We start from the raw sequence: 15,356 nt of genomic DNA, 5'->3' as shown, positions 1-15,356 counted from the left end.
GCTGCGTACTTCGTAATGGCAAAGCCCTGCAGATATTTAAAATTTAAAAAAATTATTTTTGACAAAATATAGTTGTTTAGGTATATACTGAAAATTTTTAAATTTGTCAATTTTTTTATTCAACTTTTTCCCGCAGCAAAAAGTTGCAAAAAGTGCAATTATTAGAACTTTATATTAAAAACATTCCTATTAAATATAGGGTATAACCTATAAAAATGCAGTTCTTCGCGAAGCGTATCCGAGTTTATCGAGGATATAGGTTCTTTTATACCAATGCCGAAAGGTACCTTGCCTATGGCACGCAGAGCGTCGGTAAAAGAACTGGGGTGTTGCGTAAGCACGCAGAGCAGCACTTTGTGTGCTTCGCAGTGGGCAAAGCCCCATATATTAAAAAGAAAATATAATTTTAATTTTGACAAAATATAGTTGTTTAGGTGTATACTGAAAATTTTTAAGTTTGTAAAAATAACATTTAAAATTATTTGTTTGGAAAAAGAATTGTTTAGGTATTACAATAAAAGCCCTATAATTAATATATTATAAGGCTTTTATATTTTATTTAATTAATAAAAATTATTTCAAATAGTCTAAATATGGTTTTTGAGAAGCTATCATTCTATCAAGCATTTCTTCAATGTTTTTGCAAACATTAACTACTGGATTAGCAAGTATAGCCTGTATAGCATATTCTTTTTTATGATGTATAGCTGCTTCGGCTGTTAAATCGTATACGCTTACATAATTTCTCAAAAGAGATAAATATCCCTTAGGTACATTATTTAATTTTACACCTTTAACTCCATCTTTGCTTATTTCAGCAGGAACTTCAACAGCTATCCAACTAGGCAAATCTTCTATTAAGCCGTCATTTAAAATATTTACTGCTTCTTCTGTATAAGCATTATTAGTTACTATAGCTTCTATTATACTTGATGCTCTTTCTTTTATTCTTAATAATATTTGAGGTTCAGTTTTTGAAAGTACAGTTCTGTATAATTCATAGAAATCTAATATTCCTCTATGATCAACTACGTCCCAAGCCCAAGCGATATATTCACCAAAATGGCTGTCTACAGTGATAGGTAAAAGTTTATATTTTTCTAATATCACTTTTAAAAGTCTTCTGTCAGCCCATATAAATTCGCCTTTTAATTTGTCTTCCATAGTATGATCAAAATTTTCTGTTTTTGAGAATGCATTATGTTCTTTAGCGTACTTTAATAAATCACTGTATCCTACTTCATGTTCAAAGAATCCATGTGCATTTTTTAATACATCAGGATACAAATCTTTTCCGCTTTTTTTATCTTTTATTTCAAGCAAGCAGCTGAAGTGATTAAGTCCTCCTGCTTTTATGTCTAAAGATTCATAATTCATTCTAAGTATTTTAGGAAGCCATTGATGAAGCCAGCCTATTTCATGACATAATCCTATAAATTTTGCTTGAGGAAATGCTCTTTTTACAGCAGTACATATAGCAGTCATAGGATTTGAATAATTAAATATATAAGCATCGGGACATATATCCATAGCATCTTTAACTATATCAAGTATAGGAGGTATTATTCTTAAAGAGTGGAATATTCCCCCAGGTCCTCCATTCTCTCCATAAACTTGATGTATACCATATTGCATAGGTATTTTCCAATCTTCGTCCCATAATTGGAATCGGTCTCCTACTTCTATAGAACTAATAATAAAATTAGCATTTTTGAAAGCTTCCTTTCTGTTTGTTGTAGCGTCAACAGTAAAATCTAGTTTATTATCTTCTATAAATTGCTTAACATAATCATGAACTTTTTTTAAGGCATTATCATTAATATCAAGCAAAGTTATATGAGAACCGCTTAATGCTTTTGTAGCAAAAATATCGCCAAGCATATCGCATCCGAATTGTGCACTTCCTGCACCTACTAAAACGAATTTCATAATTTATCTCCTTAAATATTTAACACAATTTCATTATATGAATTTTAGTATAGAAAAAAAACAATTAATGTCAATAAAATATTAATTAAAACTTTTATGTAATTTTTATAAGAAAATTTATTTGTTGATTATGATTTATAGTAGTTATAACTAAACAATGATATTTTATATTATAAAAAATATTATTTACATTTATAAAAAATAAAAAATTGAGAAAGTTAAAAATTTTTAGTATATACCTAAACAATTACATTTTGTCAATTTTTATATTTTATAAATGTATTATCAACTTTTCTGTCGCTCAAAAAAGTTGCAAAAAACGCATATACTACAGCTAAATATCTTAAGAATATGTATTAAATATAGTACAATACCGTAATTTTATGCCAAAAATGCAGTCCTTTTGCTTCTTTGGGGCACCAAAAGAAGTAGGGGTTCGGGGACTAGTCCCCGAAAATAATAATAATATAAAAACTAATTTTGACAAAGTTGAAAATTTTTAGTATATATAGATATTATTCTTTTTTATCTTCATTATTTACATTTGTAGGGTTATTGGCATTTAAATCATGCAATTTTTCTCTAATTTCTGAAGTAGTTTGTAGTGGATCTTTTTCTTTCATTTTAGGCTGTTTGAATACAGATAAAGTTTGATTAAGAATATTTTTGAAACTGTCATCTACTATATTATTTTTAGAGTTAATATACATCATTTTTATTTGATCTTTAGTTTCTTTATCTTCTATTTTTGATAATAAATTGATATTATGATCAGATATAGAAACTAAATATAAATCATCAACTATTTCAATAATAGAAACATATCTATTAGTAGCTAATGGGGTAGTAGCAAGCACTTTTATAATATCGCTTGAACCAGATATTTTTTTTGATCTGTTTTTAAGATATATAAATACAAAATAAATACCTACTAATATAACTATAAAGCCAATAATAGCTCTAAAAAACATCCAGCCATTACTAACTTGTGCTCTGTTTTCTATATTTCTAATATCTTGAAGTATAGCCGGTTCATTTATATTATTAGTATTATCTAAAGCTGCATTAAAGAAATTAGTTTCAGTTGTATTTGTTTGAGTATTGTTTGTATCAATTTGATTAGTGTCAGTTTCCTGAGTAAAAGCTATACTGAAAATAATTAAGAATATAATAGAAATTTTTTTAATCATATAAAAACCGATGCGGAGAGAGCGGGATTCGAACCCGCGGTAGGGGATACCTACGACAGTTTAGCAAACTGCTCCCTTCGGCCTCTCGGGCATCTCTCCAGAACTATATATTTTCTTAAATAGTTGTATTATGATAACATAAATAAGATTTTTAGTCAAGTTTATATTTGCTTAAAGTGTGTTTTTTGTTAATTTTCTTCTTTTTCAAATTCTGATATTATATATTTATTAAAATCTTCTTTTGTGCATGCGAAAGATTCTTTGAACAATACTTCTTGTAAAGTGTATAAATCTTTAAAGTTGTATTTTTTGTAAATTAAAGCATTTTTGGCAAAATATTTATAAATATTATCTTTATTTGGTTCATCATTTTTTAATTTATTATAAACAAGTATATATGTTGTATAATTTCTTGAATAATCCAAATCTTTTATTATTCCTATATCAAGCAGTATTAAAAATGTATCATAGGCTTTTTTGAAAATATCTAATTTATCTTCTTTATTATTTATTTTACCATTTTTAAATTCTATTATGTATATATTTCCATTTTCGAATTTATAAACAGCATCTGCTGATTTTGGTCTATTAGTAAAATTATATTTGGTGTTATAAATATCTTTTAAAATATCTCCATTAATTACAATGTTATTGGCTTTAGTCATATATTCATTATCTGATTGTGAATAAGATGTTATATTTATAGTATTTTCTAAAGTATTTATTTCTTTATTTTCTATAAAATTGGATATTATTAATTTTATATCTTTTATAATTTCATCTTTCATTATTCTATATCTTCATCATATTTCATATTTTCTAATGTATTTATTGGTTCATACATCTTTTTATATATTAAATCAATATTTTCATTTACATTTTTTATAATTGTATTCTTATTATCTTTTTCTAATTCAGATAAATAAAAATTAACTTTATCATCTATTTTGTGTAGTTTTGAATATCTATTTATTGAGTCTACAAAATAAGGACTATGACTTGTTATTATAACAATTAGATTTAAATATTTATGAAGTAATACTATTAATTCAGCATATATTAATTGCCATTTCGGATGAAGATGTATTTCTGGTTCATCTAATATTAATATATCATTTTCTTTTAGAGAAGTATTGGATAATAGCATCTTTATTATTACGAATGATTTTAATCCTGCAGATAAATTATCAAATACAATATCAATATTATCTTCTTTTAAATAGTAAAGTCCACTATTTTTTATGATTTCTCCTGTTGTTATATTTTTTAGTAATTCTTCTAATTTTTGTATTATATCATTATTCTTTACAGCACTGAAGACATTTCTATACATATTTTCTGTATAATCTTTTGTAAGAGAATCAATTAATTTTTTAGTTATAAGATTATATTTATCTTTATTATTATTTATTTCATCTAATATAAATGGATTATCTATATAGTAAATATTATTAATAATATCAAATTCTTCTTCAAATTTTATGCATTCATTATTTTTGAAGTCTATATTCATTTTTTTATTTTTTATTTCTAATTCTAATGAGGCAGTACTTTCTTTTTGATGTAAATTGTTTATTTGATTTTTAAATATTTCATTAAAATATCTTTTACTTACTTCCTGCATTATTTTATTATAAGGATTTCTTAATGTCTTTTCTATATCATTTGAAATATTATCTATAATATTATCATAAGTTTCTATTTTATTAGTTGAAGTGTTTTTCAAAAAATCATAGAAACTATAGTCGAAGATTTTTTGAACAATGTTTTTTATAGAATCAATAGATATATTATCTGTATTTTTAAAATAGTTTATTTCCTTTATTATTGAATAAACTTCTTTAAGAATTTTTTTTGATATATAATGTTCATATTGACAAACATCTATGTTATTATTTATAAAAATTGATGTAATTTCTTTAAATAATTCTTCTTTTATTTTTTGATATTTATCTTTATTTGAATCGAAAATTGAAAATAGAATTTTTCCTACTGTACTTTTTCCTGTATTATTATCTCCGCATATTACTGTTATTCCATTTATTTGTATGTCAGCTTTTTTTATTTTGGAAAAATTATTTATTTCTAATTTCATTTTTTATTATCTCTATTTTATTAATTATTTATTTTAATAAGGCTTTACTTAAAAAATTAAGCAAAGCCCCATAAAATTACTGAATTAAAATTTATAGTTTAAGCATGAGTTACCCATTCATGGTCATAATTATATTCTTTGTAGTTACCTTTGAATACAACGCCTTTTACTACTAATTTTTCATCTAATATAACTAAATCAGCAATGTATCCTTCTCTTATTCTTCCATATTTATCATCTATGCCCATAACTTTAGCAGGGTATAGTGATGCCATTTTTAAAGCTTCTTCTACTGTAGCACCAACTTCATTAACCACATTTCTTACAGACTGACTCATAGTTATAGAAGAACCGCCTAAAGTACCATTATCATCTATAAGTCTGTTGCCGTCTCTATGTATTTTCTTGCCTGCCCAAATATATTCTTTAATTTCCGGAGCAGCAGCCGGAGCTATAGCATCAGTTACTATACATATATGACCTGTTTTCAATTTGTAAGCAAGCTCCACTGAAGCAAAATCACAATGTACACCGTCACATATTAAACCGGCATACATATCTTTTGTTTCAAGTACGGCACCAACAGCACCTGGTTCTCTTGAGCCCCAAGGACGCATAGCATTGAATAAGTGAGTAGCAAAAGTTATACCATAAGGTATTTTTTCTTTTATTTCATTATATGTACCGTTTGTATGTCCTACAGATACTACTTTTCCGCCCATAGCAAATGCTTCTATAACTTCGCCATTAACCATTTCAGGAGCAACAGTTACCATTACGCATTTTGAAGCATTGATTTTTTCTACCATATCCATATTAGGTTCTCTTATGAATTTCTCATTATGAATACCTCTTTTTTCATGTGATATATAAGGGCCTTCAAAATGTATTCCAAGAACTCCTATTACAGATAAATCTTCTATATTATTGAATAGATCTATGATTTTCAACATATAGTCGTCGCCGTTTGTAATTACAGTAGGCAAATATGAAGTACAGCCGTATCTTTGACAAACTTCATTCATATTTTTTAATGTTTCAACAGAAGGATCAGCATTGATGTCATATCCTCCTATACCATTAACCTGCAAGTCTATATATCCAGGAGCAACTATTTTTCCGCCTAAATCAATTCTTGTTATAACAGCATCAACATCAATTTCTTTTTCTACGCTTTTAATAACATTATTTTCTATAACAATACAATGTCCGTCTATAAACTTTTCACCATCGAATATTTTGATATTTGTAAGAGCATAATAAGATTTATAAAGACCTTTAATAAGTTCTTTAGGGTGTAAACTTTTGCTTTCCAAACTTTTAGCATATTTATAAGTTTTTACTCTTAAATCACTGCTTGATTCTTCGTCAGCAACTATTATAAGTTTTTTATGTTCCTGTAATACTGAAGTAGGGTAGAATTGGCTTATAGAACCCTCAACACAATGAGATAATGCATCGGATACATCATATCCATTTGCCATAACAAGTACATATTTAGCATTGAATGCTTCTTCAAAACCTAAAGTAAATCCTTCTTTTGGGAACATTTCTATAGGCATATTGAATTTTTTAGATTCATAGCTTCTTATTATTTCGCTTATTTTCTTATCTCTTACGCTTCCGTCCAATGATGAACTAGGTGTATTAAGTAAGAAACTTCCGTCTTCTGCTAATGTATCTATTAATAATGTTATATTTCCTAATTCTTTTATTAAATTAGCCATTCTTTTGGCTTCTTCTTTTCTATTTGCAACATTACTATCAAATAAATGTACATTTTCTCTAGGTATATCTATAAACTTTAAGAAGTTATCTTCTAAATATTTTTGCGATATATTAGAATCTATATATTCACCGGAAGAAACTATATGTATATTTTTAAATGATACTATATTGTCATTATAGAAAGATAAAAGTTTTTGATAGTATGCTTTATTAACATATCTTAAAGGAAAAGATAATACGAATGGTTTATCAGTATCTGAATAATCTAATATACATTTTACTGTGTAATAAGCAGCCCATTCATAAACACTTTCATTTGTAATAATGATTCTCATATCTATACTCCTTATTATTTTAATTTTTTTGTATTTTCATAAATACTGTCTGACTTGATAATCTTAAAGAAGATTCATAATCAGCTATTACTGTAACATCACTATGCTTTTGCAATTTACTTAATGGAGATGAATTGCTTATACCATATTCCAAACAATCTCTTAAAGAGCAGGATTTTTCTATTCCTGATGATGTTAATAAAACAGTATCAACTATATCTATAAATCCCATACCCATACTGAATACAGTTGTAGGTACTTTGTTTTCATCTTCAAATCTGTCTTTTATTTCATTAATAGAATGTTCACTTAAAGTCTTTACTCTAAATAATGATGATAATGATGACATTCTTTCATTACCTGCTGAAGTTGAATCTGCAGTAAGAGAATACCATATAACATCAAATCTTCCTATTTTATTTATGATTTCCTGCTGCTTATCCATTTGAGATTCATCTTTTGTTCCGTCAAATAGAAATGCATTTTCTTCAGGTATATTCAATTTTGAAATTAGATTTTCTTTTAAAAAATATGCTTTACTGTTCTTATCATTCGGAGCAATTCCCATATATTCTGATTGCTGGAATATGAATATGTTTTTAAAATTGATTTTATAATTTTGAACATTTTCTGCTATAGCATTATAAATATCTTTTGTATCATATTCGCTTGAAACAGATATATATAGCTTTTCTTTTCTTTCCTGCTTCTTTTCTAAGAAATGAAGTATATGTTTTGCTGTGAATGCAGTATAATCTTTATATGAATCTGCAATATATATATTCATAATAAGTCCTTAAATTAGTTTTTAATGAACTAACATTAATCTGAACTTATTATAACACTTTCCCTACTTTCTGTATATACTATATTGCTTATTTTATTTGTACTATCTATCGGCTTTTTATAATTTTCTATATTTATATTATATAATTTATTGCCTGAGTTGAAACTTAAATTAGTATCTGAAAAATTATTAATACTAATGCTTGTATTTAGAATATTTCTTCTCATACCAATAGGTACATTATTTTTAGGCATTGTAGTTACTATTATCCAAGGTTCAAATCTTTTAATATTTTTTATTGTAGATACTTCAGCTCTATATAATATAGTTTTATCTATATTAGTTTGAACTATATTATATTCTAATTCATTACTATCTAATATAGTTATATATGTAGAAGAATAATTACCATTTATAACGAATCTGTTGTTATTATCATCAAATGTTATAGGAAGTTTAGAGTTTATTCCCCATTTATATTTATATCCGTAAACATGATATTCTCTTGTAATATCTGGTAAAGCTTCAATATCTTCTTTAATTATTAAAATATTAGGTTTTAGATAATAGAATCTTCTGTCATAATTTTTTAAGCTAATATCATAAGTATATTTTTGATTTGCTTTTTCATGAACATAGAACATTTTATAGTAATTAGTTATGTTTTCTATATATGAATAGCTTCCAGTGTTTTCTTTTATTTTATAATCATCTATGGATATATTATTGTGGAATTCAGCATTTTTAAATAATTCATAATTATTTGTATCGAAGTTATATCCTAATTCATCGATTATAGCATCTCCATAATTATAATAAACAAAACTCATTCTGTCATTATGATTAAGTCCGAAAGAATCATCTGCATTTCTTCCTTTAGCATAAACTGCCAAATATGGAGCATTTAGAGCTTTTATATTTTCATTATAAATTGCAGTTTGTACTTTTCTGAATAATGAAGTTTCAAATTGGAAATTTGGATTTGAAGGAACATTGTCTTTAAGATAGAAATTATTCCATATTAATGCATAAGGTAAATATTTTGTACCTACTGCTTCACTTTGACCAAATACAGCATAATTTTTATATAAAGGATCTGCATACATTTTGCTTAGAAGTTCCATAACGGCACTTCTTGCTCCAGTATCATATCTTAATTTACTTCTTCCATCTACAGCACTATAACCTATAGGTAAAGTTCTTCCGGAAGGATAACCAACTATAGATAAATATTTTCCTATGTTTCTGAATGATTCCAAAGTGAATGCATCAAATATTCCAACATTTTTTAATGTTAAGGCATAAGTTAATATAGGAAGTATAGTATCAAATGATTCGCTTATAGATGATTTAAAACTTCCGTCTTTTTCAAACATAGAAAATATCATACCATTAACATAATTCATAGCAAAATAATGCCAATTTCTTATCTGATCCTGATTTACATTTTCATTAAGCATATTAATAGCTATTAATCCTAATGTAGTTATGTATTTTATAGTATCTTTTTTTCTATAGCAGTCTGGATTTGCAACTATGTAATTGTAGAGAGTTTCTCCGAATTTTATAAACTCTTGTTTCATAAGTACTATTTCTTCAGGAGAAAAATCATCATACATCAAATCAAAAGGCATTAGTAAAGAATTAGCCAATATATTAACAGCATCTATTTCTGAATAATTTTCTATATTAGTTTCATCTAAATTTACTATATCTCTTATCATTTGCTTTATTTCATACTTTAATAAATTATTATTAGGCTCAAATGCTGCTTTTAAAGACATTAACATAGAATGAGATGGCAATGTTTCAAAAGCTAATTTATTTGTATCATCAGTATTGCTGTATGAAATATTATTTACAGACCATTTTCCTGTACTTGAAGAAGTGTATAATTTGAATGCATTTATATTTCTAAGCAAAGTTGAAACTTGAAGTCTGTTTACTCTATATATTAAATTGTATAAAACACCAAAAGTTTGTTTATCTATAAATACGAAAGGTCTTTTTATATTAAAAGTTTTATTAGTTATAGGTATAATTTTTGTACTGCTGTCATCTATAAAGAAATGATAAATACGTCTTAAATTAGTATCTCCGTTTTCATCGAATGCTATATACCATTTACCATTTTCTAATTCATTTGTCATTGAAAAGAAACTATTATTTCTTAATGTATATTCATAACGAGTAGTAAATGATAATTCTTTTGATACTGATATTCTTGTTAATGTAGTTTTTTTATTAACCATTATAAATGGCGGATTGCTTTTAGCTATATGTCCGCTTTCCGGAAGTATTAAAGCTAAATTTTCTCTGCCAGTTCTTTTATCTTCATTTTCTGTTATTGCTACTTTTACAGTGTCTTTTGTATCAACATTTCCTACACTTTCTATACTAACAGATAATGTATCAATTTTATCTTTTTCTAATGGAGGATTAAAATTAGTTGCATATAAAGTTAAATTTATATTTCTGTTTACTAATGGATTTTTTATTATAAGATTCTTTTTTTCTCCGTTTTCATCAACTTCTATATTTAATTGTATAGGTATATTATCTGTATCTATATTGTAAGTTAATATTATACCATTTTGTGTTTTTACAGATTTACCGTATTTTAAGGATATAAATTTAGGATACTGTTTATTATATTCCGGATAAGAAATTGTATATGAATTATCTCTTTTATCATAAAGAGCTTCTATTTCCATATTAACTATTCTTTTTTTAGAACATGATAATACAAGAGTCATTATCAATATAATATATGTAATTTTCATAATTTTTTTCATCACTATTTTTATATCCTAATTTATAATTATTCCATTCTAACTCTATGCAAACCTCTTAAATAGTAAGTAATATCTTGAATATTCTTATCTATCATTTGTTTATATTCATCAGGTATATTTTGATCTCTAATAAGTTTAAACATTTCAAGACCTTCCTGTAAGTTACCAAATAAACTTATTCTTGCTGCATTTCTTAATATCTTTTTGTATTTTGAATAATAAGTATTTTCAGGCATATTATCAAAACCATAAGTGATTACAAGTTTTTTCTCATAATCATCAATATCATCTAAAAGCTTCATTCTCATAGTAGGAGTTTCACTAGCTGGTCTTAATTGGCTTTCCGGCTTAGCTAGTTTAGCACTTTCTTTAGGAGCTTCAACTTTAACAGTGATATTTGGCTGTTGTCCTTGCGAAGCAGCTTGAGCAGGTTGTGCGGCTGTATCTTGAGGAGACGCTACTATAGTTTGTCCGCCTGCAGGAGGAGTGTAGCCTTCATTTATTTCTACACGGCTATTTTCTATTTTATCTATTATAGTGAAAGGTCTCTTGCTTAAATTTTCATCTTTTGTGCTGTCAGAATCTTCTAATCTATTTTCAACTAAATTTTCTAATTCTTCAGAAGCTTTGTTTAATCTGTCTTCGCCTTCTGAAATTATAGGCTTCACTTCTGGTTCTAAATCTTTTTCAAGCTCTTCTCTTTCTTTCTCTTTTTGCTCTCTGTAGTCGTCCATAGCAGCACATAACAAAGTAGCTAATTTTGTTATGCCTTCTTCTGTTTTGGCATCCATATTGGATAATAAATTTCCATCGTTTTCTTCATCATCACTTTCAACATAGCTTTTTCTCATTGTAGAAGCTATATCTTTAGCTGAATTTTTAATGTCGCCTCTAATTTCTTTTAGCTTTTCTTCTTCTTTCTTTAATAATTCTCTTTTTTTATCTAAAGCTTTTGATTCTTTTTCTATTTGTTTTAATATTCTTAAATTTTCTTTATACTGTTCTTTATCTTCTTTTGATAATTTATTTGTATTTTTCTTAGCATTTTTTAAATCAGATACTGCTTCTTTTAATTTAGCTTTTAATTCTTTTTTCTCTTGTTCTGATTCTAATAACTGCTCTTTTAATGCTTTTATTTCTTTTAAAGCTTCTCTGTCAGATTTGGCAGTTCTTGAGGCAGTTTCGCTTTTTGATTTTAATGCATCTTTTGCTTTTTGTTTTAATTCTTCATTTTTTAATTCTATTTTTCTTTTTTCTTCTTCTAATTTTTGATTAGTTTTTTCTAATTTTTCTAATCTTTTTTGAAGTTTATTTATTTCAGCATTATTGCTTTGAGTTTTAGCAGGTATTGATTTTTTTGATTCTAAATCTTCTATTATTTTTTTATATTTATCTTCTATTTTCTTTTTTTGTATATCAACAACTTTTTTATATTTTTGATTAAGTTCTGCTATTTTGGCTTCAGATTGTTCTAACTTTAATTTTAATTCTTCAGATAATTCTTTATATGATATTCTGCCGATTTTATTTATTTCTGCTGCTTTTGCTTTTACTGGTTTTTCAGCTTTTTTTACTGTTTTTACAGTTGGTTTAGCAGCTGTTTTTGCAGTTTTTTTGGTATCTAATGTTTTTTTATTAGTTTGTTTTTTTGAATCTGTTTTTTTTACCGCCATTATAAAGTACCTACCATTATCTTATAATCCTTATTTAGAATTAACGGAAAAATTCTAAATTTAGTAAGAAAAATATTTTTCCTATATATAAATAATAACAATTTCACTGATGAAATTTAATAAGTTTTTAAACTTGAAAAAATATTTCATAAATGGTATAATTATATATAATAAAATATTGAAAATTAAATTTAAGGAAATATATATGAGTGCTTTACTTACATTAGCTATAGTAGTTTATTCTATAATATGTGTATTATTAATATTATTGATTATCATACAAGGCGGTAAAGCTGAAGGTTTATTCTCAAATGCTCAATCTAATGTTTTGGGTTCTCAAAGAGGAAATGCTTTAAGTAAGGCTACAACTTTTCTTTCTACTATATTTATAGTAGGTGCTTTACTTATATCTGTTGCTATAAGTACTCAAAAAACTGCTTTTGAAAGTGTTCCTACTAATACAACAAATAATAACACTCAGCAGCAAACAGCTCCATTAGCAGCACCAACTAATAATACTAATACTCAAGCAACTTCAAATCAGTAAATAAAATATTTAAAAAATAATACTCCTATATAAAAATACCTATGTTTTTATATAGGAGTTTTTTGTATATATACCTGTATTAATTTATAATATCTTATAATTTTTTGAAAGATATTTTTATGTAAGTTTTATATTTTATAAAAAATATATATCCTATTTCTAAGACAAGTATTAAATTTAGTATATACCTAAACAATTATATTTTGTCAATTTTGAATTATTTATGAATGTAATTTTTATTTATTAATAGCATAAAATATTATTAAGTTTTCTTTAAAATATAAGATAAAACCTATATTTTGACTAAAAATGCAGTCTTTCGCGAAGCGTATCGAGTTTATCGAGGATATAGGTTCTTTGTGCCAATACCACAGGCACTTCTTTCAGTCGCAAAAGAACTGGGGGTGTTACGAAGTACTCAGAGCGGTGAGGCTAGTCCCCCACAAATAATAAAACTAAGAAAATAATTTTTGACAAAGTATAGTTGTTTAGGTATATACCGAAAATTATTATATAAATTTAAGGCTTTAATTTTATGAAAGTATTAGATGAAACTGTCTTATTTGAAGATAACAATTCATATCCTGCATTTCCAAGTATTATAAATCTTGATAATAAAAGACAATTACTAAGTTTTAGAATTGCACCAAGAATAAAGAAACATTATTCACATCTGCATTCTTTAAGTAAATCAATGCTTGCTATTGTTAATAAAAATATACAGGAGAAAGTATTTGAATTTGCTGAAGAAGATGATGCCGCCAAACAAGATGCTCAGCTTTTTAGAGTAGATGAAAAAACTATATTAGCATACTATTTTAGATACACATTCCACCCTATGAATGAAAAGGAATTATTAAAAGACAGCACATTCATAGAATATGATAATACAATAGCATTGCTTAGCGGTATAGGAGTATGCATTAGCTATGATAATGGTAAAACTTTCTCAAAACCTTATGTTATAAAAATCAATAAAGATAATACCATAATGAAAAATTTCGCTATTAGAGGAAGTATGTGTAAAATATCTGATGAAATACTTGCTCCTATATATGCTTATAAAAATAATACAAATAAAAAAGATCCTAAATATCAATGCTATATTATTTCATCTAAAGATTTAATCAATTGGAAAATAAAAACTTTTCTATGTGAAACTGAGTTTCAAAAGATAAACGGTAAAAAATCAAAAATAGAATATGTTGAACCTTCATTGCTTAGTTATAAAAATAATATTATATCATTCATAAGAACTCATGTAGATAATGAGTACGGACTTACATCTATAAGCTGCTCAAATGATAAAGGTAAAACTTTCTCAAAACCTCAATTCACAAATATAAAAGGCTATCCTTTGAATCCTTTAATTTTAAATAATGGAAAATTACTTTTAACTTATGGTTATAGATTAAAACCTTACAGCATAAGAGCTATATTGCTTGACAGTGTTGAAGATGTATTTGATATAGAAAAAATTAATTACAAAGTGAATAATGATGAAATTATAATAGATTCTTCTATAAAAAGTACCGATTGCGGATATCCTTGGTGCGTAGAAAATGATAATATAATATCTTGCGTCTATTATGGATATAAAGACAAAAACAAAATGAGAAAAATATATTTAAAAAGGTTTACTTTAAATTAAAAATATAGTATAAAGTAAATATAACTAAATAATAATAAGTATCAATAATATTTGTTTGGAGGTTTATTTATGGACGATAAGGATATAATGGCTCCTAATGTGTATCAGCTAAAAAATAATGATTGGGAAGTTATAAAAACAGATGAGGAAACTATTTATAAACTCCTCGCCTATAAATTATCATCTTGGAGTGAAGATACATATTTAATAGTCAAACTTAATAAAGAGGACAAAGAAGTTATTATTGATTGGAACAGTGCCGATTTTGTATTTGAAAAGCATAAAATGTTTTTCAGATTTGATAATGATTTACCTGATAATTTGGACTGCAAAGCCAGTGAAGACAAGAAAAGTTCTATAGTTTTAGATGCTGATTATGTTTATGATAGTCTTACAAAGGCAAATATGCTGATAATACGTGCATCACTTGAAAAAAGTAAAACAACAAGAATGTTTGATGTTTCAAAATTCAAAGATTTGATAAATTAATATATAACTTTTTATTTTACAGTATACTCTATACTTTTAATAATGTATATTAGGAATATAGTATATACTGAAAATTTTAGAGTTTGTAAAAAAATACAATTTTAAATTTAGGTTATTTGTGGGGACTAGCCCCCACC

The 15,356-nt window shown here is 25.9% G+C and carries 11 protein-coding genes and 1 tRNA gene; 3 read left to right on the top strand and 9 right to left on the bottom strand.

Annotated features, from left to right (window positions below; genetic code table 11):
* Positions 1 to 573: 573 nt before the first annotated feature.
* From R4K56_RS13200 to R4K56_RS13160, 9 genes are all read right to left on the bottom strand, one after another.
* Positions 574 to 1,929 (bottom strand): family 4 glycosyl hydrolase, encoded by a 1,356-nt coding sequence (locus R4K56_RS13200; protein WP_335772897.1) that lies wholly within the window; start codon positions 1,927 to 1,929, stop codon positions 574 to 576.
* 515 nt (positions 1,930 to 2,444) lie between these two features.
* Entirely contained in the window at positions 2,445 to 3,119 is a 675-nt protein-coding gene (locus tag R4K56_RS13195; protein ID WP_335756689.1) for a FliO/MopB family protein, read from the bottom strand.
* A gap of 13 nt (positions 3,120 to 3,132) precedes the next feature.
* Positions 3,133 to 3,218: transfer RNA gene (locus R4K56_RS13190), tRNA-Ser, on the bottom strand.
* An 89-nt stretch (positions 3,219 to 3,307) separates the two neighbouring features.
* Positions 3,308 to 3,907, bottom strand: a complete 600-nt coding sequence (locus R4K56_RS13185) for a hypothetical protein (protein ID WP_335756688.1) — start codon at positions 3,905 to 3,907, stop codon at positions 3,308 to 3,310.
* Positions 3,907 to 5,214 (bottom strand): AAA family ATPase, encoded by a 1,308-nt coding sequence (locus R4K56_RS13180; protein ID WP_335772898.1) that lies wholly within the window; start codon positions 5,212 to 5,214, stop codon positions 3,907 to 3,909. Before R4K56_RS13180 ends, R4K56_RS13185 begins: the two co-directional genes overlap by 1 nt.
* A 98-nt stretch (positions 5,215 to 5,312) precedes the next feature.
* Positions 5,313 to 7,277, bottom strand: a complete 1,965-nt coding sequence (gene nagA / locus R4K56_RS13175; protein ID WP_297300556.1) for an N-acetylglucosamine-6-phosphate deacetylase — start codon at positions 7,275 to 7,277, stop codon at positions 5,313 to 5,315.
* A 19-nt stretch (positions 7,278 to 7,296) separates the two neighbouring features.
* A complete protein-coding gene (locus R4K56_RS13170) occupies positions 7,297 to 8,064 on the bottom strand; it encodes a 6-phosphogluconolactonase (protein ID WP_335756686.1) in 768 nt (255 codons plus the stop codon).
* Between the two features lie 35 nt (positions 8,065 to 8,099).
* A complete protein-coding gene (locus R4K56_RS13165; RefSeq protein WP_335772899.1) occupies positions 8,100 to 10,859 on the bottom strand; it encodes an RNA polymerase subunit sigma-70 in 2,760 nt (919 codons plus the stop codon).
* Positions 10,860 to 10,885: 26 nt separating this feature from the next.
* On the bottom strand, positions 10,886 to 12,532 hold the full coding sequence (locus R4K56_RS13160; RefSeq protein ID WP_335772900.1) for a coiled-coil domain-containing protein: 1,647 nt from the start codon (positions 12,530 to 12,532) through the stop codon (positions 10,886 to 10,888).
* A gap of 205 nt (positions 12,533 to 12,737) precedes the next feature.
* Here R4K56_RS13160 and secG point away from each other — a divergent pair, with 205 nt between their 5' ends.
* From secG to R4K56_RS13145, 3 genes are all read left to right on the top strand, one after another.
* Positions 12,738 to 13,079: a preprotein translocase subunit SecG gene (gene secG, locus R4K56_RS13155; protein ID WP_297300627.1), complete on the top strand. Its 342-nt coding sequence runs from the start codon at positions 12,738 to 12,740 to the stop codon at positions 13,077 to 13,079.
* 535 nt (positions 13,080 to 13,614) lie between these two features.
* On the top strand, positions 13,615 to 14,730 hold the full coding sequence (locus tag R4K56_RS13150; RefSeq protein ID WP_335773208.1) for a sialidase family protein: 1,116 nt from the start codon (positions 13,615 to 13,617) through the stop codon (positions 14,728 to 14,730).
* A gap of 69 nt (positions 14,731 to 14,799) precedes the next feature.
* On the top strand, positions 14,800 to 15,219 hold the full coding sequence (locus tag R4K56_RS13145; RefSeq protein ID WP_335773209.1) for a hypothetical protein: 420 nt from the start codon (positions 14,800 to 14,802) through the stop codon (positions 15,217 to 15,219).
* Positions 15,220 to 15,356: the final 137 nt, after the last annotated feature.

This window comes from Brachyspira pulli (assembly GCF_036997785.1).
GTDB lineage: Bacteria > Spirochaetota > Brachyspiria > Brachyspirales > Brachyspiraceae > Brachyspira > Brachyspira pulli.
Note: the sequence above shows the minus strand (reverse complement) of the source record. Positions and strands in the feature narration are given on the sequence as shown.